Here is a 23743-nt window from a genome sequence, read left to right on the forward strand (position 1 = left end):
GCGACGAGAGCGGGAGACGCGCGATGGAGTCGAGGGAAGCGCCGCGGCCGGTGGCGGAGATCGCCAGCTATCACGCCCATGTCTATTTCGATCCGGCGGCCACCCGCGACCGGGCGGAACGGCTGCGCGGCTGGATCGGCGAGCGCTTCCGCGTCCGCCTCGGCCGCTGGCACGAGGTCAGGGTCGGTCCGCACGACCAGGCGATGTTCCAGGTCTCCTTCGCCACGGAGCTGTTCGCGACGCTGGTGCCCTGGCTGATGCTGAACCATGGGGGCTTGAGCATCCTGGTCCACCCCAACACCAGCAACCCGCGCCGGGACCATCTGGCCGACCCGATCTGGATCGGCACGCCGCTGCCGGTGCATGGCGACGTTCTGCCGGAAGCGGACGAGGCCGAGGGACCGCTGGAGCCGAACACGGACCCGGACCGACCCGCCTGAGCCTCTGCCCCCGGGCTCAGGGCGCGGCGGGGCCGCGCGGCAGGAAGGCAGCGATGATCGCCTCGGCCATCCGGATGAAACGGGCGCTGGGGCCTTCGGCGCCGACGCTCTGCCGGCTCACCCGCGCCCCTTCCAGCAGCAGCCACAGCGTGTCGGCCAGAAGCTCCGCCTGGGTGGCGCCGGCGGTCCGGCACAGCCGCACCAGACGGTCGCGCTGGGCCGTCTTGAAGTCCTCGATCACGCGGCGGGCGGGATGGTCGGGCTCGGTCAACTCGACCGCGGCATTGACCATGTCGCAGCCGCGCGCATCCGCGATCGCGCAGTCGGCCCCGGCCCGGACCCATGCATGCAGCTGCGCCGCCGGATCGCCGGGATGCTTCGCCTCGAAGCCCGCCCAGATGGCGTCGGCCTCGCCGGCAAGGCGCTGCAGGCATTCGACGATCAGGTCGTCCTTCGACCCGAAATGCCGGTACAGCGTCATCTTGTTGGTGCCGGCCGCCTCGGCGATGGCGTCGACGCCGACTCCGCGATAGCCGTGCTTGTGGAACAGGTCGCGCGCGGTGCCGAGGATCCGGTCGCGCGGCCTCAATTCGCCGCTCGGCGCTGACCGGCTCTCCTGCCTCGAGGGTGTGATCGTCGTCATAGCTCCTGAATTGTCCTTGACGGTATGATCGGTCTAGACCAATACTGTTACTTACCGGTAACACCCTAGCAGGATCAGGTCAAGATCCGACCCAGCCAGCGGGTGTCCGGGCCGAAGCTCTGCTTGACGACGGCCCGCCGGAACGATAATCAACCACAAAGTTAACTTAACCAAGAGGTTTAACATGGCCTGGGGGTCGGCCTCGGCAATTTCCTGCGATGCGCGCGACGGCGGCGCGGTGCAGTGCTGCCTGTTCGGCCGGACCGCGGCGCGGGTGACCCGGCCATGATCGGCTTCTTCATCCAGCGCCCCATCTTCGCCTCGGCGATCGCGGTGATCATGGTCCTGGCGGGCGGCATCTCGTACTTCCTGCTGCCGGTCTCGCAATTCCCCGACATCACGCCGCCCCAGGTGGTGGTCAGCGCGACATATCCGGGCGCCAGCGCCCAGGTCGTGGCCGACACCGTGACCACGCCGCTGGAACAGCAGATCAACGGCGTCGAGGGCATGATGTACATGTCCTCGACCTCGTCGAACGACGGCACCTCGACCATCACCGTCACCTTCGAGGTCGGCTATCCGCTGAGCATCGCCGCGGTCGACGTGCAGAACCGGGTGTCGCAGGCGGCCTCGTCGCTGCCGGCGATCGTCAACCAGGGCGGCATCACGATCCAGAAGCAGAACCCGAACTTCGTGCTGATCGTCGACCTGACGTCGCCGGACGGGTCGGTCGACCCGGTGGAGCTGAGCAACTACGCCTATCTGCAGATCGTCGACCCGATCAAGCGCCTGCCCGGCGTCGGCAACGTCCAGATCTTCGGCGAGCGGCGCTATTCCATGCGCATCTGGCTGGACCCGGACAAGCTGGCCAATCTGGGCGTCACCGCGGTCGACGTGCAGAACGCGGTGGCCGAGCAGAACGTGCAGGTCGCGGCCGGCAAGATCGGCCAGTCGCCCGCCCCCGCGGGCACGGCGTTCGAGCTGCAGATCAACGCCCAGGGCCGCCTGAGCGACCCGCAGCAATTCGGCGACATCGTCGTCCGCGCCGACCCGGCGACCGGGTCGGTGGTGCGGCTGCGCGACGTTGCCCGGATCGAGCTGGGCGCCCTGCAATACTCGTCCTCGGGCTATTTCGGCGGCCGGCCCGCCGTGGTCGTGGCCGTGTTCCAGCAGCCCGGGTCGAACGCGCTGGCGCTGCAGGAGGCCGTGCAGGCCAAGATGGAGGAGCTGAAGCAGCGCTTCCCCCAGGGCATCGAATACGGCATCCGCTACGACACCACCCGCTTCGTGTCGGCGGCGATGGAAGACGTGCTGAAGACGCTGCTCGAGGCGCTGGCACTGGTCGTGCTGGTGGTCTTCATCTTCCTGCAGAACTGGCGCACCACCCTGATCCCCGTCATCGCCATCCCGGTGTCGCTGATCGCGACGCTGGTGGTCATGGACGGCATGGGCTTCTCGCTGAACATGCTGAGCCTGCTCGGCATGGTGCTCGCCATCGGCCTGGTGGTCGACGACGCCATCGTCGTGGTCGAGAACGTCGAACGCCAGCTCGAGGCCGGGCTGCCGCCGCTGGCCGCGACGCGCAAGGCGATGAGCGAGGTCACCGGCCCGATCATCGCCACCACGGCGGTGCTGATGGCGGTGTTCATTCCGGTCGCCTTCATCCCCGGCGTGTCCGGCCGCCTGTACAACCAGTTCGCCCTGACCGTCGCCATCTCCGTCGGCCTGTCGGCGTTCAACTCGCTGACGCTGAGCCCGGCCCTGAGCGCCGCGTTCCTGCGGCACCGGGCGCACACGCCGTTCTTCCTGTTCCGCTGGTTCAACGCCGGCTTCAACGCGCTGTCGCACGGCTATGCCGCCCTGGTGCGGTTCCTGATCCGCATCCGCTGGCTGGTCATGGTCCTGTTCGTGGCCTGCCTCGGCCTGACCTACTGGGTGTCGACGCGCCTGCCCTCGACTTTCCTGCCGGTCGAGGACCAGGGCTATTTCTTCGTCGTCATCCAGCTGCCCGACGGCGCGTCGCTGGAGCGCACCGAGGCGGTGGCGAAGAAGACCCGCGCCATCCTGGAGGCGACGCCGGGTGTCGAGACGGTCGGCGAGATCGTCGGCCTGAACTTCCTGACCAGCGCCGCCCAGTCGAACTCCGCGGCCCAGTTCGCCATCCTGAAGCCGTGGTCCGAGCGCGGGCCGGATCAGAGCGCGTCGGCCCTGGCCCAGAAGGTGGGCGCGCAGCTGATGCAGATTCCCGACGCCTTCGCGCTGGCCTTCGACCCGCCGTCGATTCCCGGCATCAGCACCACGGGCGGCTTCGAGTTCCAGGTCGAGGATCTGTCCGGCCAGGGCGCCGGCGCCCTGGACGCGGCGACCCAGGCGGTGCTGGCCGAGGCCCGGAAGCAGCCCGAGCTGGACCCGCACCAGATGTTCAGCACCTTCAGCACCACGACCCCGCAGTACAACTACGACCTGGACCGCAACAAGGCGAAGATGCTGGGGCTGAACCTGCCGGACGTGTTCAACACGCTGCAGATCTATCTCGGGTCGCTCTACGTCAACGACTTCAACCTGTTCGGCCGCACCTTCCGCGTCACCTTGCAGGCAGAGAAGGACGCCCGCGGGTCGGCGACCGACATCTCGCGCCTGTATGTCCGCAACGCGGCGGGCGGCATGGTGCCGCTGAGCACGCTGGGCGACCTGAAGCCGATCGCGGGGCCGGAAACGGTGCCGCACTACAACAACTACACCTCGGCCAAGATCAACGGCGCCCCGGCCCCCGGCTACAGCTCGGGCCAGGCGATCGCGGCGATGGAGCGGGCAGCGGCCACGGCGCTGCCGCGCGACTTCACCTATGAATGGACCGGCATCACCTTCCAGGAGCTGCAGGCGGGATCGGTGGCGGCGCTGGTGTTCGGCCTCGCCCTCGTCTTCGTGTTCCTGATCCTGGCGGCCCAGTATGAAAGCTGGTCGATGCCGTTCATGGTGCTGCTGGCGGTGCCGCTGGCCCTGTTCGGGGCGTTCGCCGCGCTGTGGGCCCGGCAGATGCAGATCGACGTCTACTCGCAGATCGGCCTGGTCATGCTGATCGGCCTGGCGGCGAAGAACGCCATCCTGATCGTGGAGTTCGCCAAGCGCCTGCGCGAGGAAGGCCACAGCATCGTCGAGGCGGCGGCGGAAGCCGGGCGGCTGCGCCTGCGGCCCATCCTGATGACGGCCTTCGCCTTCATCCTGGGCGTGGTGCCGCTGATGATCGCCACCGGCGCCGGCGCCGCCAGCCGCCAGTCGATCGGCACCACCGTGTTCGGCGGCATGCTGGCCGCCACCATCCTGACCCTGATCTTCGTTCCCGTGTTCTACGCCGTGATCGAGTCCTTCCGTGAACGCCGCGGCGGCACGGACAGCCCCCATGTCACCGACGGCCATCGGCTGGAGCCGAAGGCCGGCCCGGCCGAATAGAGTGGAGAACCGCGCCATGCGCGTCCGTACCGTCCTCCTGGGATCGATCGTCGTGGCCGCCGCTGTCGTCGCCGGCCTGTACCAGACCGGCCGCCTCCCCCCGGGCCTGCTGACGCTGGGCGGTGAAACGGCGCAGGCCGAGGCCGCGCCGGGCGGGCCGCCCCCCGCCATGCCGGTGCCGGTGGCGCCGGTGCTCAAGCGGTCGCTGCCGGTCTATCTCGACTATTCCGCCCGCACCGAATCGATCGCCGCCATCAGCCTGCAGGCGAAGGTGTCCGGCTACATCCAGGCGCAGCCGGCGGCCGACGGCAGCGACGTCAAGCAGGGCGACCTGCTGTACAAGATCGATCCCCGCGACTTCCAGGCCGCTCTGGACCAGGCCAACGCGCAGCTGCAGCGCGACCAGGCCAATATCGACTATCTGCGGTCGAACTACGACCGCGGCAGCGAGCTGAGCAAGAACGGCTGGCTGGACAAGGACACCTTCGACCAGCGCCAGAGCAACCTGAAGCAGGCCCAGGCCACCCTGGCCGCCGATCAGGCGGCGCAGCGCCAGGCCGAGCTGAACCTGGGCTATACCGAGATCCGGGCCCCCTTCGCCGGGCGGCTCGGCCGCAACCAGGCGCCGATCGGGACGCTGGTCAGCGTCGGCGGCAGCGCCCTCAACACCCTGGTGCAGCTCGACCCGATCTACGTCACCTTCAACCCCAGCGAAAACGAGCTGGGCAAGATCCGGGCGGCGCAGGCCGCGGGGAAGGTCATGGTCGACGTGCTGCTGCCGGGCGAGACCGAGGCGAAGCACCAGGGCGAGCTGACCTTCCTGGACAACGCCGTCGACAACCAGACCGGGACGATCCTGGCCCGCGCCACCGTCCGCAACGGCGACTTCGGCCTGCTGCCCGGCCAGTATGTCCGCGTGCGCGTCCATCTGAAGCCGCAGCCGGACGCATTGATGGTGCCGCAGGTGGCGGTCGCCGCCAGCCAGTTCGGCCGTTACGTCTATGTCGTCAGCAAGGACAACAGGGCGGAGCAGCGGCTGGTGACGCTGGGGGGGACGGACGGCGCCCTGGTCTCGGTCGAGAAGGGCCTGGCCGAGGGCGACCGCGTCATCACCGGCAACCTGCAGAAGATCTTCTTCCCCGGCATGCCGGTGCAGCCGCTGCCGCAGCAGCAGGCCAACGCCGGGTCGTAATCGGCAGGACGTTCCCAAATTCGTCATGGCGAGCCCCGCAGAGGCGTGGCCATCCAGCGGCACCGCCCTCTGGATGGCCACGTCGCTTCGCTCCTCGCCATGACGGCCTCTTGCTGATGGTCGCTGTCACCCGTCCAGCCGCCGCATCAAATCGCGCGTCGCCGGATACAGCGCCTTGAACACGCCGAACTGCCGCCGGTAGACCTCGGCATGGGCGGGGTCGGGCGTGATCTCCGATTCGGTCGGGTTCCACGCCCGGATGTCGCCCGGCCGGACGTCGCCGACCGCCAGCGCCGCCAGGAAGGCGTCGCCGTAGCTGGCGCCGAAGGTCTTCTGCCGCAGGATCTGCGGATGGCCGGAGATGTCGGAGGTCGCCTGCGACCACACCCGGTTCCGGGTGCCGCCGCCGACCGAGTAGACCGCGCGCGGCACCTGCCCGGCCTCGCGATAGGTCTCGACGATATGGGCGGTGCCGCAGGCGATGCCCTCGAACAGCGCCCGGCAGATGTCGCCGCGGGTGTGGGTCAGGTTCAGGCCGAACAGCACGCCCTTGGCCTGCGGGTCATGGATCGGCGTGCGCTCGCCGGAGAAATAGGGCAGCAGCACCAGCCCCCGCGCGCCGGGCGGCGACTGCTCGGCCTCCGCCACCAGCGCCGGGATCGCCGTGGCCGGGTCCAGCTCGCGCGCGAACTGGTCGCGGAACCAGTGGCTGAGCGTGCCGCTGGTGGCGAGGCCGGCCAGCGCCGCGTGCTGGCCCGGCATCAGCCAGGGCGCCCACCACAGCCGCGGGTCGCGCAGTCGGGTGTCGCCGAGCAGGATGGTGAAGATGGTCGACCCGTACATCACCATCATGTCGCCGTTGTCGAGCACGCCGACGCTGACCGCCTCCGCCGCCGCGTCGATGGTGCCGGCGATCACCGGCGTGCCCTCGGCCAGCCCGGTCTCCGCCGCCGCCTGCCGGGTGACGGTGCCGACGATGTCGGTGCTCCAGGCCAGGTCCGGCATCAGCCCGAGATCGACGATGCCGGGCGCCAGCGCGTCGCTCCAGGCCAGCTCGTCGGCCAGGTAGAACGGGCTGGAGTTCGCCGCGGTGTAGTGGTCGATGACGAAGCGCCCGGTCAGCCGGTGCACCAGGAACGAGGTCGAGGTCAGGATCTTCGCCGTGCGGGCGAAGATCTCCGGCCGGTTGCGCTTCAGCCACAGGATCTTGGGCCCGACCGACTGCGAGGTCAGGGCGTTGCCGCAGCGCTCCAGCAGCACGTCCTCGCCGATCTGGGCCGTCAGGTCCGCGATCTCCTGATGGGCGCGGGTGTCGACGCCGTACAGCACGGCGTTCATCAGCGGCTCGCCCGCCGCGTCGACCGGCAGCATGCACGGCCCGATGGCGCTGGTGCCGACCGCCCGGATGGATTCGGCCGGCACGCCGCTCTCCGCCAGCAGCCTGCGGCAGAGGAAGGTGACGTCGTCCCACCAATCCTCCTTCGGCCGGTGCTCGGCCCAGCCGGGCTGAGGCACGATCAGCTTGTGCGGCTTGGCGGCCATGGCGGCGATGCTGCCGTCCGCCGCCACCAGCACGCCCTTGGATTCGAAAGTCCCGATGTCGATGCCGAGGTAATGGGTCATGTCTCGTACCGGTCGCGGTCCAGGCTGAAGCTGTCGTCGATGCGGCCGATACCGGCGGCCAGCAGGCGCACCAGACCGGCCAGGTCGGAGAGGTCGCAGATCTCGAGCGAGGAATGAGTGCCGCGGGCCGGGTAGCCGAGGTCGATTGCGGCGACGCCGGAATGGACCAACTGCACATAGGAGGAATCGGTCAGCAGGCCGACATGCGCGCTCTTCTGCAGCACGATGCCCTCGCCGCGCGCGGCCTCGCCGAACAGGGCGACCAGCGCCGGATGCGGGATGGTGCCGTTCAGCGTGCCGCGGCCATGGAAGCTGTACAGGCTCATCGCCGGCCCGCCGCCCAGCCGGACATCGCCGCGCTGGGCCATGTCCGGCGTGTCGGTGGCCAGCACGATGTCGAGCTGGATGGCGATGTCCGGCGCCAGCGCCTGCGCCGCCGTGACCGCGCCGCGCAGGTTGAACTCCTCCTGCACCGAGAACACCAGATGCACGGTCGGCCGCCGCGGCGTCGCCAGCAGGGCCCGGGCGACCTCGACGATCACGGCGCAGCCGGCGCGGTCGTCCACCGCCGTGCCGGCGATGCGGTCGCCGGCCAGCTCGACCACCTTCGGCGCATAGACCACGGGCGTGCCGATGTCGATGCCGGCCGCCAGCACCGCGGCGGCACTGTCGAAGCCGGCGTCGATATAGATCTCCGGATAGGGCAGGACCCGGTACTTCTCCTCCTGCGCGGTGGCGTGGTGGCTCTTGTTGGCGATCACGCCCGGCACGTCGCGGCCGGCGCCGACGCAGAACACCACCGATTGCGAGGCCAGCGCCTTCTCCGGCACCCCGCCCAGCCGCTCCACCCGCACCAGCCCGCCGGGCTCGATCTTGCGGACGATCAGGCCCAGCTGGTCCATATGGGCGAACAGCATCACGCTCGGTCCCGCGACCGTGCCCTCGATCGTCGCGATCAGGTTGCCCAGCCGGTCGGAGCGCGAGGCGAGGCCGAGCCCGGAGAGCAGCCCGGCGATGTGCCGCCGCACCCGCCCCTCATGGCCGCTGAGGCCGGGGATCAGCATCAGCTCCGCCACCAGCCTGCGCAGGCGCTGCTTGACCGGGTCTGCGCCCCGCACTTCCTCCGTCGTCATCGCCGTCAGCCCTTCCGCGCCGCCCGCGCCAGATGCATGAACTCCGCCGCCCTGTCGGGGTCCACCGCGTTCCAGGTGTGGCCGTTGACCTTGAGCGAGGAGCCGACGATGCAGCCATCCGCCACCCGCAGCACGTCGGCGACCGTCTCGTGCTTCACCCCGGTGTTGGCCAGGACTGGTGTATGCGGCAGCGCCTGCTTCACTGCCTCGAGGTCCGACATCGCCGCCGCCTCGCCGGTGATCGCGCCGGAGACCAGGACAGCGTCCGGGATGCTGGAGAACACCGCGCTGCGCGCCCGGTCGGCCAGGTCGCGGCGGTCCAGCGACCAGGCGAATTCGGCGGAGATGTTGTACAGCATCGCCAGGTCCTGGCGGCCGAGCCGGTTGCGGTACCGCATCGCCGCGCCGGCATCCGGGTTCCACGGCCCCATGTCCGAGGCGTAGGTGCCGGTCATGATCTCGCGGATGAAGGCGGCGCCGGTGGCGGCCGCCAGCGCGACCGAGCCGGCTGGGTCCCACAGCACGTTGACGCCGAAGGGCACCGTGATCTCCGGCCGCAGCCGGCCGATCAGATAGGCCATGGTCGCGATCGAGGCCGTATCGACCTTGAACTCATAGGGCCGGTCGTTCTCGTTGCCGAACATCACGGCGTCGAAGCCGGCGGCCTGCAGCGCCTGCAGGTCGCGCCGCGCGCCCTCCAGCAGCCCGTCGAGCCCGGCCGCCGAGTCGTAGAGCGGCGCGCCCGGCAGGGCCCCGAAATGCACCATGGCGATCACCGGCTTCCGGTCGCCGAACACCCGCTGGAAATTGCCTGTAGCGCCCATTCGCGCGCGTCCCTTCCCTGCTCCGAGTGGCGTAGAACGGCTCCCCGGCCGCTCCCTTGCGCCCCCATTGAGGCCGCATCATACTCAGGATCGCCTACGGCACCCGCCGAAATCGCATCCTTGGCCGTCATCTTGTGAAACGTTTCACGATGGCGGTACGGGGATGACGGTCCGGGACGGCCGAGGGCGACAAGAACGATAATGCCACAGGGAGATTCGCGGTGAAGCTACAGGACTACGACCGTCTCGTCGCGGCGCAGGCCACCCGGCGCACGGTTCTGAAAGGTGCGGCCGGGCTCGGCGCCGCGCTGGGCACGACAGGCCTGTTCGGCCCCCTTTCCTCGACCGCGCTGGCGCAGGACAGCCTGCGCGCCCAGATCCTGCAGATCCCCGGGGTGGGCAAGGGATCGCCGACCGACGCCGACTGGCAGAAGGTCGGCGAGCTGTGCCTCGGCCCGACCAAGGCGACGGTGAAGGAGGGCGAGTTCAACGGCGTCCAGCTGACCTTCATGGGGCTGAACAACCAGAACCTGCACAACCTGCTGTTCCGCGGCTTCCTGAAGCCGTGGGAGGCCTATACCGGCGCGAAAATCACCTGGATCGACCTGGCCCAGGCCGACTACAACCCGCGGCTGCAGCAGGCGATCGCCACCGGCACGGTGGATTTCGACATCGTCGAGATGGGCGCCCCGTTCGAGGGCGACGTCTGCGGCAAGGGCTTGGCCTCGGAGATGCCGGACTGGGTCAAGGCCCAGATCGACATGGACGACTATGTCGGCTACCTCAAGGCCCCGGTCGGCACCTGGGAGGGCAAGACCTACCGGATCTCGATCGACGGCGACTGCCACACCTTCAACTACCGCACCGACGTCTTCTCCGACGCCGACTTGGCCAAGGCCTGGAAGGACGGCGGCGGCCAGGGCGACTGGGGCGTGCCGAAGACCTGGCAGCAGGTCCAGGCGGCGACCAGGTTCCTGAAGGGCAAGAAGGTGGCCGGCCAGGACGCCTACGGCTATCTCGACGCGCCCAAGGCCTGGGGCGGCTTCGGCTTCTATTTCCTGGGCAGCCGGGCCTCGGCCTATGCCAAGCACCCGGACGACAAGGCCTGGCTGTTCGACGTCGACACCATGAAGCCGCGGATCAACAACCCGGCCTGGGTGCGGGCGATCCAGGACGTGATCGACGCGCTGCCGTCGGAACCGGCGGACCAGCTGGGCGCCGACCCCAACACCACCGCCTTCCAGCAGTTCCTGGCCGGGACCGGGTCGATGGTGGCGTGGTGGGGCGATGTCGGGTCGAACGCCAAGACCAGCGATTCCTCGGTCATCGGCGACGTCTGCGGCTTCAGCATCCTGCCGGGTTCGGACGATGTGTACAACGCCAAGACCGGGGCCTGGGACAAGCTGCCGGGCGGCCCGAACTACGCGCCGAACATGGCCTATCTGGGCTGGGGCGTCTATGTCATGGCCCGCGTCGACGGCGACGCCGCCAAGCACAAGGCGGCCTGGAGCGCCGCGGCCCATCTCGGCGGCAAGGACCTGTCGCTGTGGATGGCGGCCTACCCCTCGGGCTTCCAGCCCTACCGGAACAGCCACTTCCAGATCCCGGAATGGGTCGCGGCCGGCTATGACGAGGCTTTCATCACCTCCTACCTGAAGGCCAACGCGGACTCCTACAACCACCCGAATGCGGCGATCGAGCCGCGCATCCCCGGCATCTTCCAGTACTACAGCGTGGCCGAGGATGAGCTGGCCAAGATCTTCGCCGGCCAGAGCGACGCCCAGAAGGGCGCCGACGCCATCGCCGCGGCCTGGGAGAAGATCACCGACCAGATCGGCCGCGAGAAGCAGATCGCCCTCTACAAGGCGTCGCTCGGGCTGTGACGCCCGAATTGATCGGGGCGACCTATCCCTTCAATCCTCCCCCTCCCCTTGCGGGAGGGTAGGGGGAGGGGTTTGGCGCCAACGGAATCGATGTCGGGCGTCACCACACGCCCCGCAGAGATCCTGGCTGACCCCAGGCCGGCTCCTGTCATTGACACCCTCCCCTCCCGCAAGGGGAGGGGGAGTGTGGAAAGTACGGGTCGGTTCATGTGATCGGATTCCGCAAGAGCCTCGCAAGCAGGCGCGGCGACGCTTTGTCTCCCACCATCATCCGTTTGCGGTCCGGACCAGCATGAGCGAAGCGGAGATCGGCGCCGGCGCCCTGGCCGGCGAGCACAGCATCAAGCCCGTCTCGTCGCACATCCCGGCCGGCCGCAAGGTCGCGGGGCGGTGGCTGATCCGGGTCGCCACGCTCGCGCTCGCGGCGATGCTGCTGCTGCAGGTGCTGGATTCGGCCGAGGTGATCGCGATCGGCTTCGAGACCTGGCGCCCCCTGCTCTACACCTATCTGGCCTGGGCGGTGGCGCTCGGCGCCGGGCAGGTGATGATCCGGGGCGAGGCCGGCCACCGGGCGTTGTTCCTGCTGCCAGCGGTGCTGTTCACCGTCTCGATGGTGATCTTCCCCACCCTCTTCGGCCTCTACATCGCCTTCACCGACTGGAACCTCAGCTCCTTCGCCGGCCGGCAGCTCAACGGCCTCGACAATCTGCGCACGCTCTGGGCCGATCCCTATTACTGGAACGCGCTCGGCAACATGGTCTGGTACGTGCTGGCGGTGCTGGTGCAATACGCCATCGCCTTCGGCCTGGCGCTGCTGCTGAACGCCGAGATCCGGGCGCGCAAGTTCTTCCGCGTCGCCTTCCTGATGCCGTTCATGCTGAGCCCGGTCGCGGTCAGCTGGATGATCGGCAAGTCGATCATGGAGTACCGCTTCGGCCCGGCGGCGTCGCTGGCCCGGTTCCTGGGCTGGGAGAACCCGGCCTTCTTCGCCTCGCCCTGGATGGCGCGGCTCAGCATCATGGCGATGGACGGCTGGGTCTCGATCCCCTTCGTCATGATCCTGCTGCTGGCCGGGCTGCAGGCCATCCCGAACGACATCCTGGAGGCGGCGCGGATCGACGGCGCCAAGGCCTGGCAGTCCTTCTGGAAGATCACCTTTCCGCTGATGCTGCCGGTCAGCGTCACCGCGGTGATCCTCAGGATCATCTTCGAGCTGAAGCTGGCCGACATCGTCATCAACGTGACCGCCGGCGGGCCCGGCGGCGCCACCGACACGGTGTCGAGCTTCATCTACCGCGAGTACCGGGACCGGTCGAATGTCGGCTACGGCACCATGCTGGCGCAGGTCTATTTCATCATGATCATCGTCTTCGTGACCGCGCTGCTCAGCCTGGTCAGCCGCTGGATGCGGCGGCTGACATGAGCGGCGCGGCGACCTGGCGCGCCCGGCGCATCTCCGGCCGCACGCTGCTCTACGCCGCGGCGCTGCTGTGGGCCTTCATCTCGCTGTTCCCGATCTACTGGACGGTGACGACCTCGTTCAAGACCGCGGTCGACGTCACCCAGGGGCACCTGATCCCCTGGATCGACTATCAGCCGGACTGGCGCGGCTGGCGCTCGCTGGGCCTGTCGCCGGACACGATCGGCGCCACCTCGACGGTGCGGGAGGAGTTCCTGCTGCGCTTCGAGAACAGCGTCGTGGCCTCGGTCGGCGCCTCGGTGCTGGCGGTCGCCATCGGCTCGCTCGCCGCCTACGGCCTCAGCCGCCTCCGCTACAAATTCGGGCCCCGGCGCAACAAGGACATCTCCTTCTGGTTCCTGTCGCAGCTGATCCTGCCGCCGGGGGTTTTGGCGATGCCGTTCCTGGTCCTGTACAAGGAGCTGGCGCTGCTGGACACGCGGATCGGGCTGATCCTGGTCTATGCGCTGATGGTGCTGCCGATCGTGATCTGGATCATGCGCGACCAGTTCGCCTCGATCCCGATCGAGCTGGAGGAGGCGGCGCGGGTCGACGGCGCCACGGTGTGGCAGGCCTTCCTGCGCATCGTGCTGCCGCTGGCTCTGCCCGGCATGGTGGCGGCCTTCATCCTGTCGGTCGTGCTGTGCTGGAACGAGTATTTCTTCGCCGCGCTGCTGACCAGCACCGACGCCAAGACCCTGCCGGTGATGGTGGCCAGCCAGACCGGGTCGCAGGGCATCAACTGGTGGTCGATGGCGGCGCTGTCGACCGCGGCGATCGCGCCGCTGGCCGTGATCGGCATCTTCCTCGAGCGCTACATCATCCGCGGCCTGACCGCCGGGGCAGTGAAGTAATCTAGAGCCACCTCGATCGGCGGTGATGCGTGCCTCTCCCGTTTACGAGAGAGGTCGGAGACGCGAAGCGGCTCCGGGTGAGGGGATTTTGTCGAGGCCGGGACCAGCCCTCACCCGGCCGTCCTGCGGACGTCCGACCTCTCCCGCCAGGCGGGAGAGGCAATCCGAGCTGCTCGATATCCTTTCAGCCCATGATCGAGAGCTCGGAGAGCGGACGCCCTTCCCTCACCAGCAGACGAAGCCGCCGTCGACGATCAGGTCCACGCCGGTGCAGAAGGACGAGGCGGCGCTGGCCAGGAACACCGCCGGGCCGACCAGCTCGTCCACCGTCGCCATCCGGCCCATCGGCGTGTCGCGCTCGAAGATCTTGCGCTGCTCCGCCACCTCAGGGCGCAGGTTCATCGGCGTCAGCGTGTAGCCGGGGCTGATCGCATTCACCCGCAGGCCGCGACCGGCCCATTCCATCGCCAGGCTCTTGGTCAGGTGGATCACCCCGGCCTTGGAGGTGTTGTAATGCGCCTGCAGCAGGCCGCGATTGACGATCGACCCCGACATCGAGGCGATGTTGACGATCGAGCCGCGCTTGCGCGGCAGCATCACCCGGGCCTCGGCCTGGGCGGAGAGGAAGACGCCGGTCAGGTTGACGTCGATGGTGCGCTGCCACTGCGCCTCCGGCAGGTCCTCCGCCGCCGTGGCGTTGGCTATGCCGGCGCAGTTGACCGCGACCGTGAGCGCGCCGAGCTGGGACTCGACCGCATCCACCGCCTTGGCGAGATCCTCGGCCTTGGTCACGTCGCCGGCCAGGGTCAGCGCCCGGCGGCCCAGCGCCCGGATGCGGCCGGCGGTGTCGGCCAGGCCGGCCTCCGATGCCGCAAGGTCGAACAGGGCGACATCGGCGCCGGCCTCGGCCAGGCCGACGGCGATGCGCTGGCCGATGCCGCTGCCGGCGCCGGTGACGAAGGCGATCTGATCATCGAGCCGGAAGATCTGCACGGAAGCCTCTGGGTTCAGCGGGTTGCGAGTTCCATCACCGCGACCCGGCTGGCCTGGTCGCGGTCGAGGATGCCCTGGTTGCGGCCGCGGGCCAGCACCATGATCCGGTGCGACAGGCCCAGCACCTCGTCGAGGTCGGAGCTGACCACCACCACCGCCATGCCGGAGGCGGCGAGGCCGGCGATCACGTCGTAGATCGCGGCGCGGGCGCCGACATCGATGCCGCGGGTCGGCTCGTCCAGGATGAAGACCTTGGGGTCGCGCGCGATCCATTTCGCGATCACGACCTTCTGCTGGTTGCCGCCGGAGAGATTCCCGGCGCGCTGGCCCGGCGTGCCCTTCACCCCCATCCGGGCGATGAGATCGGCGGCGAAGCCGCGCACCCGCGCCGGGCTGATCCAGCCGCCCGGGGCGATGCGGTCGAAATTGGCATAGGCGATGTTGTCGGCGATGGTGTGGTCCAGCACCACGCCCTGCAGCTTGCGGTCCTCCGGCACCAGCATGACGCCGGCGCGGATCGCGTCGGACGGGCCGCGCAGGTCGACCGGCCTTCCATCCACCGCCACCGTGCCGGACGCTACGGGATCGGCGCCGACCACGCCGCGCACCAGCTCGGTCCGCCCGGCGCCGACGATGCCGGCGATGCCGAACACCTCGCCCGCCCGCACCGTGAAGCTGATGTCGCGGAAGGCGCCGTCGGCGCCGGTCAGGTTCGTGACTTCCAGCCGCGCCTGCTGCTCCGGCGCGGCGACGGCCGGGAACATCCGGTCGACGCTGCGGCCGACCATCTGCTCGACCAGGGTCTTCACCGGCACCTGCGCCGTGTCGTGGGTGGCGACCAGGCGGCCGTCGCGCAGCACCGCGACGCGGTCGGCGATGCGGGCGATCTCGTCGAGGCGATGGCTGATATAGATGAAGGAGACGCCGTCGCGCTTCAGCCGCTCGATCTGCTGGAACAGCCGCTCCGTCTCCTCGCCACCGAGCGCCGCGGTCGGCTCGTCCAGGATCAGCAGGCGGGAGTTCAGGGTCAGGGCCTTGGCGATCTCGACCTGCTGCTGCGCCGCCACCCGCAGCTCGCGCACCAGCTTGGTCGGCGCGATGTCGAGGCCCAGGCGGTGCAGCTGCTCGCCGGCGCGGCGGTTCATCTCCGCCCGGTCGATCCGGCCGCCCCGGGTCGGCAGCCGGCCGACGAACACGTTCTCGGCGATCGTCAGGTCCGGCAGCAGCTTCATCTCCTGATGGATCAGGCCGATGCCGGCGGCGATCGCCTCCCCCGGCGAGGCCGGGGCGTAGGGCTGGCCCTGCCAGGTCATGCTTCCCGTGCTGGGCGGCACCAGGCCGGAGATGACGGAGGACAGGGTCGACTTGCCGGCGCCGTTCTCGCCCAAGAGCGCCAGCACCTCGCCCGGCCGGATGTCGAGGTCGACATCCTGCAGCACGGTGATGCCGCCATAGGCCTTGCCGATACCGCGGATGGAGAGCCCCTCGGGGCTCTCCGCCACGGCGGCGGCACGAACCGTCGCCGCGCTCGCCATTACGGGTGCTTCTCGATGAAGCCGGCGACGTTGTCCTTGGTGGTCAGCGTCGCCTGCTGCAGCTGCTCGGCCGGGACGGTCTTGCCCTCGGCGAGGTCGAGCGCCGACTGCAGCGCCAGCCGGCCCATCTGCTGGGTGGTCTGGGTCATGGTCGCGTCCAGCGTGCCGGCCTGCACCGCCTTCAGCCCGGCGACGTCGCCGTCGAAGCCGAAGATCCAGGTCTTGTGGTCGAGATTGGCCACCTTCACCGCCTGGGCCGCCCCCAGCGCCAGCGCGTCGGCCCGGCCGAAGAAGACCGAGATGTCCGGGTCGCGTTGCAGCATGTCCTGGGCGATGTTGAAGCCCTCGTCCTGCATCCACATGGTGCTGGCCTGCTTGGCGACGACCTTCAGCCCCGGGCACTTCTCCAGCGCCTCGGTGAAGCCCTTGTCGCGGTCCTGCTCCGGCGTGGTGCCGAGCTGGCCCTGGATGATGGCGACGTTGCCCTGGCCGCCCGTCACCTTGCAGACATGCTCGCCCAGCGTGCGGGCGGCGGCGACGCTGTCGGTGGCGATGAAGGTGTCGCCCGGCGCATCGGCCGGGTTGCGGTCGACCGCGACCACCGGGATGCCGGCCGCCTTGGCCGCCTTCACCGGCACGCTGGCGGCGGTGGCGCCGGCCGGGATGTAGATCAGCGCGTCGATCTGCTGGGTGATCAGGTCCTGGATCTGGCTGACCTGGGTGGCGGAATCGCCCTTGGCGTCGACGGTGACGACCTTGATCCCCTGCTCCTTGGCCGAGGCCTCGACCGACTGTTTGATCTGGTTGAAGAAGTCGGCCTGCAGGTTGGCGACGGCCAGGCCGATCACCTTGTCCTTGGCCCAGGCGGGGGAGCCGAGGGCGGTGCCGGCCAGAAGGGCCAGCGCGGCGACGGCGATACGGGTCTTCATGGGTCGGTCCTCTCCTGTTGCGACGGTCATTCCGTCTTTGTGGTCCCGGTCAGCGGTTGCGCCGGCCGAGGGTGTCGAAGGTGACGGCGGCGGCGATCACGAGGCCGATCACCACCTGCTGCACGAAGGGCGAGACGCCGAGCAGGTTCAGCCCGTTGCGCAGCACGCCGATGATCAGGACGCCGACGACCGTGCCGCCGATGCTGCCGACGCCGCCCGACAGGCTGGCGCCGCCGATCACGACCGCGGCGATGGTGTCGAGCTCGTAGCCGAGCCCGGCGCTGGGCTGCGAGGAATCGAGGCGCGAGGCCAGCGCCATGCCGGCGACGCCGGCCAGCGCCCCGGCCGCGGCGTAGACCGCGATCGTCACCCGGCCGACATGGATGCCGGCCAGCCGGGCCACCTCGCGGCTGCCGCCGATGGCGTAGAGATTGCGGCCGCTGGGCCGGAAGGTCAGGTACAGCCAGCTGACCGCCACCAGCACCAGGAACAGCGCCACGGTCAGCGACAGGAAGCCGAAATTGCGCACGGTGGCCAGCGCGGTGAACCAGTCCGGATAGCCGACGATCTGGGTGCCGTCGGTCAGGATGTTGGCCAGGCCGCGGGCCACCGACATCATCGTCAGCGTGGCGATGAAGGCCGGCAGCCGCGCCAGGGTGATCAGGAGGCCGGAGGCCAGGCCGCACAGCGCGCCGGCGCCGATGCCGAGCAGGATGGCCAGCGCCATCGGCAGCTCCATGTCGCGCGCCAGCCAGCCCATCACCATCATCGACAGCGCCAGGACCGACCCGACCGACAGGTCGATGCCGCCGATCACGATCACCGCCGTCATGCCGATGGCGAGGATGCCGAGCACGGTGACCTGGTCCAGCACATTGAGGCCGTTGCGGACCGACAGGAAATGGTCCGAGGCGAAGGAGAAGATCACGCACAGCAGGATCAGGCCGATCAGCGGGCCCTGGGCGCCGCTGGTCAGGCTGATCCGTGGGAGGATCGTCCTGGTGGCCGGTCGGTCGATGCGCGCTTCCATTCCCTACATCCTTTTCGTGTCACCAGGCGAGGCGGGTCAGCGCCCCGCCGTCTCCGGCGGCGTGCCGGAGGCGCGCCGCACCGCCCGCCGCCAGCCGTCCCGCTCGGCCCGGCGCCGCTCCGCCGGCATCGCCGGGGCGAAGCCGTGCCGGTCGCGCAGCAGCGCCGCGAGACCGTCCCAGTCCCAGATCCCGGCGCCGAGGCCAGCGAGATGCGCCGCGCCGAGGGCCGACAGCTCGGCCGTGTCCGACCGCAGCACCTCACAGCCGGCGAGGTCGGCCAGGGCCTGCATCAGCACCGGGTTGCGGGTCGGCCCGCCATCGACATGCAGCGCCCGGACTTGCCCGACGCTGCGGTCGATCGCCTCCACCACATCCGCGATCTGGTGCGGGATTGATTCCAGCGCCGCGCGGGCGACCGCCGCCCGGCCGGTGCCGAGGGTGAAGCCGGCCAGCAGGCCGACCGCGTTCAGGTCCCACCACGGCGCGCCGAGGCCGTTGAAGCCGGGCACCAGGTAGACGCCGTCGCTGGAAGCGTCCGCCGCGAGATCGGCCAGGTCCTGGGTCGACAGGCCCAGCAGCTCCGCCGCCCAGCGCAGGGTCGACCCGGCCGAGCGGATGTTGCCTTCCGCCGCCAGGGCCGGACGGCCGTCGACCGACCAGGCGATGGTCAGGCACAGGCCCGGGTCCAGCGCCTCGGCCCGGTCGATCAGCCCCATGACGGAGGATCCTGTGCCCATCGTCGCCTTGATCTGGCCCGGGGCGAAGGCGCCATGGGCGAACAGCGCCGCATGGGAATCGCCGAGCACCGCCGCCACCGGCACGCCATCCGGCAGCGGGTCGAGGCCGCGGACGGCCGGGAACGGCCCGATCGAGGACACGACGCGGGGCAGCGCCGCCTCCGGCACGCCGAACAGGTCCATCAGGTCGGGGTCCCAGGCGGCGCGGCGGACATCCAGCAGCTGGGTGCGCGAGGCGTTGCCGGCCTCGGTCACCGCCTCCCCGCCGAAGCGGCTGAGCAGCCAGGCATCGACCGTGCCGAGGCAGATCTCCCCGGCCCTGGCCCGCACCCGGTCCGGGTCGAGCGTGTCGAGCAGCCATTTCGCCTTGGCGGCCGAGAACATCGGGTCGAGCGGCAGGCCGCTGCGCTCTCGCGCCAGCCGCTCGGACTCGGGCGAGCGCAGCGCCTCGCACAGCGCGCCGGTGCGCTGGTCCTGCCAGCTGATCAGCGGCGACAGCGCCGCGCCGGTGCGGCGGTCCCACATCAGCAGGGATTCGCGCTGGGTGCTGAAGCCGACCGCCGCGACCGACTTCGGGTCCCGCCCCTCCAGGCAGGCGGCGACGGCGGCGCGCACGCTGTCCCGGATCGCGGCCGGGTCCTGCTCGACCCAGCCCGGCTTCGGATGCGTCTCGCCCAGCGGCGCGGAGCCCCGCGCCACCACCGCGCCCGCGGCATCGACCAGCAGCGCCTTGGTGGAGCTGGTGCCCTGGTCGATGGCGAGGACGAAGCTCATGGTCAGGCCACCAGCTCGCGGGCGGCGGCAGCGATGCCGGCCGGGTTCAGCCCGAAATGGTCCAAGAGGAAGGCGGCGCTGCCGGTCGGGGCGAAGCCGGTGACGCCGAGGATGCGCATCGGCACCGGCCGCGCCTGCGACACCACCTCGGCCACGGCGCCGCCGAGGCCGCCCTGCACCACAGCCTCCTCGACGGTGACGATGCGGCCGGTCTCGGCCGCGGCGCGCAGCAGCGGCTCGGGGTCCAGCGGCTTGAGGGTGGCGACGTTCAGCACTCGGGCCTCAACCCCTTCGCCGGCCAGAAGCTCCGCCGCCTCCAGCGCCCGCGACACCATGGTCCCGGTCGCCACCAGCGTGACGTCGCCGCCGGCGCGCAGCTGCTGCGTCGCGCCTTCATCGAACGCGGCGCCGGGCGGCGTCACCTCCGGCACCGGGAAGCGGCCGATGCGCAGGAACACCGGGCGTCCGGCGCCTGCGGCCCAGCACACCGCCGCGCGGGTCTGGGCCGGGTCGGCTGGCACCATCACCGTCAGCTCCGGGATCGCCCGGGTCCAGGCCAGGTCCTCGATCGAATGATGGGTCGGCCCGAGCTCGCCATAGGCCATGCCCGGGCTCATGCCGCACAGCACCATCGGATACTGGCTGTAAGCCGCGTCGGCCTTGATCTGCTCCAGCGCCCGGCCGGTCAGGAAGGGCGAGGCGGCGCAGACGAAGGGTACGAAGCCGCCATTGGCCAGGCCGGCGGCGACCCCGACCATGGCCTGCTCGGCGATGCCGACATTGACCAGCCGGTCGGGGAACTCGGCGGCGAAGCCGGTCAGGTTGCTGGAGCCGACGGAATCGTTGCACACGGCGACGATGCGCCGATCGGTCCGCGCCAGCTCGGTCAGCGTCTCGGCAAAGGCCTTGCGGCAGTCGAAGGTGCCGGCCTTGGCGACGACATCGGCGCTCATCGGGCCACCTCGATCAGGGCCTGCTCGATCTGCGCCGGCGACGGCACCTTGTGGTGCCACTCGACGCGGTCTTCCATGAAGGACACGCCCTTCCCCTTGATCGTGCGGGCGATGACGCAGCGCGGCTTGTCCGCCGGCGCGGCGGTGAAGGCGGCCCACAGCGCGGCGTGGTCGTGGCCGTCCAGCTCGATCGCCTCCCAGCCGAAGGCGCGCCACTTGTCGGCCAGCGGCTCCAGCCGGTTGGTGTCCTCGGTGCGGGCACCCTGCTGCAGGCGGTTGCGGTCGACGACGGCCGTGAGGTTGTCGAGCCCGCGATGGCCGGCCGACATCGCGGCCTCCCAGTTGCTGCCCTCCTGCAGCTCGCCGTCGCCGAGCACGACGAAGGTGCGCCAGGGCTTCCCCGACAGCCGGGCCGCGATGGCGGAGCCGACGGCGATCGGCAGGCCGTGGCCGAGGGGGCCGGTGTTCGCCTCGACCCCAGGCACCTTGCGCCGGTTCGGATGGCCGTTCAGCGCCGAGAGCGGCTTCATGAAGCTGCCGAGCAGATCCGCCGGGATGAAGCCGCGCAGCGCCAGCGTGCTGTACAGCGCGGCGGCGCAATGGCCCTTGCTGAGGATGAAGCGGTCGCGGTCGGGCCGCGTCGGGTCGGCAGGATCGAGGTCGAGCACGCCGAAGAACAGCGTCGCCAGGATATCGGTCACCGACAGGTCGCCGCCGACATGGCCGAGGCCGGCCTGCCCGATCATGCGCAGCACGGAGGCGCGGATCTCCGCCGCCGCCCCGGCCAGGAGGCGCGCCCGCTCGGCCCCGTCCGCCGCGGCGACGCGCGCCGGGTCGGGGACCGGGTCCAGGACGATTGAGGGCTTGGGGTCGAGCACCGCTCCTCCGACTTGAATAATTATTCAACTCTAGATTTAAATTCATGCTATTCCCGAGTCGGGAGAGCGTCAAGCCGCTCAGCCCAGCATTCGCCCAAGGGACGAAGAGAACCAGGAATTAGGAGAAAATTCTGAACCTTGGTGGCGATCACGCGCAGCTTCCGCTTGACCGATCCCCAGCGAGCATCTGAATAATCAGGCTGTGATGCATAAAATTTCGAATCAGCCACACGGGCGACCGACGATCGAGGCAACGCCAAGATGAGCCGCGTCAACGAACTTCGTCTGATCACCCGGGTGGCGCAGATGTACTATGTCGACCGGCTGAAGCAGTCCGACATCTCGCAGCGGCTGCACATCTCGCAGGCCACGATCTCGCGCCTGCTGAAGCGGGCCGAAGAGGAATCGATCGTCCGCATCACCATCAACGCGCCGCGCGGCACCTATGTCGACCTGGAGACGGGGCTGCGCGAACGCTTCGGACTGACCGAGGCGATCGTCGCCGAATGCGGCGAGGACCGCGAGGAATCGATCCTGGCCGGCATCGGCGACGCCGCCGCGCATTTCCTGGAGACGACGCTGGACCAGGGCGAGGTGATCGGCATCTCGTCCTGGAGCGCATCGCTGCTGCGCATGGTCGACGCCGTCAACCCGCTGAAGCGGGTGGCGGCCGAGCGGGTGGTGCAGATGCTGGGCGGCATGGGCAACCCCGCGGTGCAGGGCCACGCCACCCACCTGACCACGCGCCTGGCCCAGTTGACAGGGTCGCAGCCGCAGCTCCTTCCCGCCCCCGGCGTCGCCGGCTCGGCCTCGGCGAAACGGGCCCTCCTGGCCGACCCCTATGTCCGGGCGACGATGGAGCAGTGGCGGCGCATCACCCTGGCGCTGGTCGGCATCGGCGCGGTCGAGCCGTCGAAGATGCTGGCCAACAGCGGCAACGTCTTCACCGGCGAGGAGCTGGAAGCGGTGGCCAGGAGCGGCGGCGTCGGCGATATCTGCCTGCGCTTCTTCGGCGCTTATGGCGCCCCGGTCCAGACGTCGCTGGACGAGCGGGTGATCTCGATGTCGCTGGACGAGATCGGCACCATCCCGCGTATCGTCGGCGTCGCCGGCGGCGACCGCAAGGTGGCGGCGATCCGCGGCGCCCTGCTGGGCCGCCACATCAACATCCTGATCACCGACCGCTTCACGGCGGAGAAGCTGCTGGCCCAGTCCGACGGCGACTTCGCCCGCTGACCCAAACCGAGAGTTCCGGGAGAGAGACCATGCCCCGCTTCACCGACAGGACCGTCGTCATCACCGGCGCCAGCCGCGGCATCGGCGCCGCCATCGCCCGCCGCTTCGCCGCCGAGGGCGCGTCCGTGCTGCTGGCGGCCAACGAGCCCGCCGTGGCCGAGACCGCAGAGCGGATCGCGCAGGAGGGCGGCCGCACCGCCTCCTTCGTCGCCGACGTCACCGACCCGGCCCAGGTCGCGGCGCTCTATGACGAGGCGGAGCGGCGCTTCGGCAAGGTCGACATCTCGATCCAGAACGCCGGCGTCATCACCATCGCCCGGATCGAGGAGATGACCGAGGCGGAGTGGGACAAGGTGCTGGCGGTCAACACCAAGGGCGTCTTCCTGTGCTGCCAGGAAGCGATCCGCCGGATCCGCAAGCACGGCCGCGGCGGCCGGCTGATCAACACCGCCTCCGGCCAGGCGCGCCAGGGCTTCATCTTCACCCCGCACTACGCCGCCTCGAAGTTCGGCGTCGTCGGCGTGACCCAGAGCCTGGCCAAGGAGGTGGCGAAGGAAGGCATCACCGTGAACGCCTTCTGCCCCGGCATCATCGACACCGACATGTGGGCCTACAACGACACCGCCTGGGGCAGGCTCTTGGGCGACTACAAGCCGGGCGAGCTGATGGCGGAGTGGGTGCGCGGCATCCCGATGGGCCGCGCCGGCAGCGGCGAGGACGTCGCCGGCCTGGTCGCCTTCCTGGCCAGCGACGACGCCGCCTATATCACCGGCCAGACCATCAATGTCGATGGCGGCCTGATCATGTCGTGACCGGCGGGGGGCCGGGCTCCGGCTCGTCCTCCTCCGGCGCCAGCAGCTCGACCAGGGCGGCGACCCGGCCGCCCGGCAGCGGCCGGCCGTCGCCGATCATCGCCTCGTCGCTGCTGACCCAGGCCCAGGCCTGGACCAGCTCTTCCCGGCTCGCGCCGGTGCGGATGACATCGGCCACCAGCGTCTCGTCGACCGGACCGAGGATCCCCGCGACATCCTCTGCGCTCAGGGTCATCGCCATGCTCCCATGCGGCTCATGAGGCTACAGGGACAACCCTCGATCCTTCCCTCGGTTCCGATCCGCGGCCCAATCACAACCCTGCCGCGTCATCCTGTCCCCAATTCGGCGAACCGGGCTGTGGAT

At 69.9% G+C, this 23743-nt stretch carries 20 protein-coding genes; 8 read left to right on the plus strand and 12 right to left on the minus strand.

From position 1 onward, the window contains the following. Positions 1 to 23 precede the first annotated feature (23 nt). Positions 24 to 440, plus strand: coding sequence for a DOPA 4,5-dioxygenase family protein (locus LG391_RS15865; RefSeq protein ID WP_225768962.1), 417 nt, complete (start codon positions 24 to 26; stop codon positions 438 to 440). Positions 441 to 456: 16 nt separating this feature from the next. Here the strand turns inward: LG391_RS15865 and LG391_RS15870 are convergent, their stop codons facing one another. Next, entirely contained in the window at positions 457 to 1029 is a 573-nt protein-coding gene (locus LG391_RS15870) for a TetR/AcrR family transcriptional regulator (protein ID WP_225768963.1), read from the minus strand. Between the two features lie 339 nt (positions 1030 to 1368). On the opposite strand from LG391_RS15870, the gene LG391_RS15875 reads away from it, so the two are divergent. Together LG391_RS15875 and LG391_RS15880 are read left to right on the plus strand one after the other, a co-directional pair. Next, complete coding sequence (locus LG391_RS15875; protein ID WP_225768964.1) at positions 1369 to 4533, plus strand: efflux RND transporter permease subunit; 3165 nt, start codon at positions 1369 to 1371, stop codon at positions 4531 to 4533. 16 nt (positions 4534 to 4549) lie between these two features. After that, the gene (locus LG391_RS15880; protein WP_225768965.1) at positions 4550 to 5725 is read left to right on the plus strand and encodes an efflux RND transporter periplasmic adaptor subunit; all 1176 of its coding nucleotides are present in this window, start codon (positions 4550 to 4552) and stop codon (positions 5723 to 5725) included. Positions 5726 to 5851: 126 nt separating this feature from the next. Here LG391_RS15880 and LG391_RS15885 read toward each other — a convergent pair whose 3' ends face one another. From LG391_RS15885 to LG391_RS15895, 3 genes are read right to left on the minus strand one after another with little or no spacing between them, the layout of a single operon-like run. Further along, positions 5852 to 7348: an FGGY-family carbohydrate kinase gene (locus LG391_RS15885; RefSeq protein ID WP_225768966.1), complete on the minus strand. Its 1497-nt coding sequence runs from the start codon at positions 7346 to 7348 to the stop codon at positions 5852 to 5854. Beyond that, positions 7345 to 8481 (minus strand): M42 family metallopeptidase, encoded by a 1137-nt coding sequence (locus tag LG391_RS15890; RefSeq protein WP_225768967.1) that lies wholly within the window; start codon positions 8479 to 8481, stop codon positions 7345 to 7347. The genes LG391_RS15885 and LG391_RS15890 overlap by 4 nt, the downstream gene beginning before the upstream one ends. Before the next feature lie 5 nt (positions 8482 to 8486). Continuing rightward, positions 8487 to 9305, minus strand: a complete 819-nt coding sequence (locus LG391_RS15895) for a BtpA/SgcQ family protein (RefSeq protein WP_225768968.1) — start codon at positions 9303 to 9305, stop codon at positions 8487 to 8489. 221 nt (positions 9306 to 9526) lie between these two features. Between LG391_RS15895 and LG391_RS15900 the strand changes: the two genes are divergently transcribed. The 3 genes from LG391_RS15900 to LG391_RS15910 all read left to right on the plus strand — a co-directional run bounded on the left by LG391_RS15900 (position 9527) and on the right by LG391_RS15910 (position 13501). After that, positions 9527 to 11188, plus strand: a complete 1662-nt coding sequence (locus tag LG391_RS15900) for an extracellular solute-binding protein (RefSeq protein WP_225768969.1) — start codon at positions 9527 to 9529, stop codon at positions 11186 to 11188. A 292-nt stretch (positions 11189 to 11480) separates the two neighbouring features. Further along, positions 11481 to 12611 carry a carbohydrate ABC transporter permease gene (locus LG391_RS15905; protein WP_225768970.1) on the plus strand — a complete coding sequence of 377 codons (1131 nt, stop codon included), beginning with the start codon at positions 11481 to 11483 and terminating at the stop codon, positions 12609 to 12611. Next, positions 12608 to 13501 (plus strand): carbohydrate ABC transporter permease, encoded by an 894-nt coding sequence (locus LG391_RS15910; protein WP_225768971.1) that lies wholly within the window; start codon positions 12608 to 12610, stop codon positions 13499 to 13501. Before LG391_RS15905 ends, LG391_RS15910 begins: the two co-directional genes overlap by 4 nt. Before the next feature lie 225 nt (positions 13502 to 13726). Here the strand turns inward: LG391_RS15910 and LG391_RS15915 are convergent, their stop codons facing one another. From LG391_RS15915 to LG391_RS15945, 7 genes are read right to left on the minus strand one after another with little or no spacing between them, the layout of a single operon-like run. Next, positions 13727 to 14494 carry an SDR family oxidoreductase gene (locus LG391_RS15915; protein WP_225768972.1) on the minus strand — a complete coding sequence of 256 codons (768 nt, stop codon included), beginning with the start codon at positions 14492 to 14494 and terminating at the stop codon, positions 13727 to 13729. 14 nt (positions 14495 to 14508) lie between these two features. Next, positions 14509 to 16029, minus strand: a complete 1521-nt coding sequence (locus LG391_RS15920) for a sugar ABC transporter ATP-binding protein (protein ID WP_225768973.1) — start codon at positions 16027 to 16029, stop codon at positions 14509 to 14511. After that, the gene (locus LG391_RS15925; protein ID WP_225768974.1) at positions 16029 to 16958 is read right to left on the minus strand and encodes a sugar ABC transporter substrate-binding protein; all 930 of its coding nucleotides are present in this window, start codon (positions 16956 to 16958) and stop codon (positions 16029 to 16031) included. Before LG391_RS15925 ends, LG391_RS15920 begins: the two co-directional genes overlap by 1 nt. 49 nt (positions 16959 to 17007) lie before the next feature. Beyond that, positions 17008 to 17988, minus strand: a complete 981-nt coding sequence (locus LG391_RS15930) for an ABC transporter permease (protein WP_225768975.1) — start codon at positions 17986 to 17988, stop codon at positions 17008 to 17010. Between the two features lie 36 nt (positions 17989 to 18024). After that, on the minus strand, positions 18025 to 19500 hold the full coding sequence (locus LG391_RS15935) for a glycerol kinase (RefSeq protein WP_225768976.1): 1476 nt from the start codon (positions 19498 to 19500) through the stop codon (positions 18025 to 18027). Positions 19501 to 19502: 2 nt separating this feature from the next. After that, complete coding sequence (locus LG391_RS15940; protein WP_225768977.1) at positions 19503 to 20453, minus strand: transketolase family protein; 951 nt, start codon at positions 20451 to 20453, stop codon at positions 19503 to 19505. Then, positions 20450 to 21331 (minus strand): transketolase, encoded by an 882-nt coding sequence (locus LG391_RS15945; protein WP_225768978.1) that lies wholly within the window; start codon positions 21329 to 21331, stop codon positions 20450 to 20452. The genes LG391_RS15940 and LG391_RS15945 overlap by 4 nt, the downstream gene beginning before the upstream one ends. Positions 21332 to 21592: 261 nt before the next feature. Here LG391_RS15945 and LG391_RS15950 point away from each other — a divergent pair, with 261 nt between their 5' ends. Then, positions 21593 to 22567, plus strand: coding sequence for a sugar-binding transcriptional regulator (locus tag LG391_RS15950; protein WP_225768979.1), 975 nt, complete (start codon positions 21593 to 21595; stop codon positions 22565 to 22567). A 29-nt stretch (positions 22568 to 22596) separates the two neighbouring features. Next, on the plus strand, positions 22597 to 23379 hold the full coding sequence (locus LG391_RS15955; RefSeq protein WP_225768980.1) for an SDR family oxidoreductase: 783 nt from the start codon (positions 22597 to 22599) through the stop codon (positions 23377 to 23379). Here the strand turns inward: LG391_RS15955 and LG391_RS15960 are convergent. Further along, entirely contained in the window at positions 23369 to 23614 is a 246-nt protein-coding gene (locus LG391_RS15960) for a hypothetical protein (RefSeq protein ID WP_225768981.1), read from the minus strand. The genes LG391_RS15955 and LG391_RS15960 overlap by 11 nt on opposite strands. Positions 23615 to 23743 lie beyond the last annotated feature (129 nt).

Source organism: Inquilinus sp. Marseille-Q2685 (assembly GCF_916619195.1).
Lineage (GTDB): Bacteria > Pseudomonadota > Alphaproteobacteria > DSM-16000 > Inquilinaceae > Inquilinus.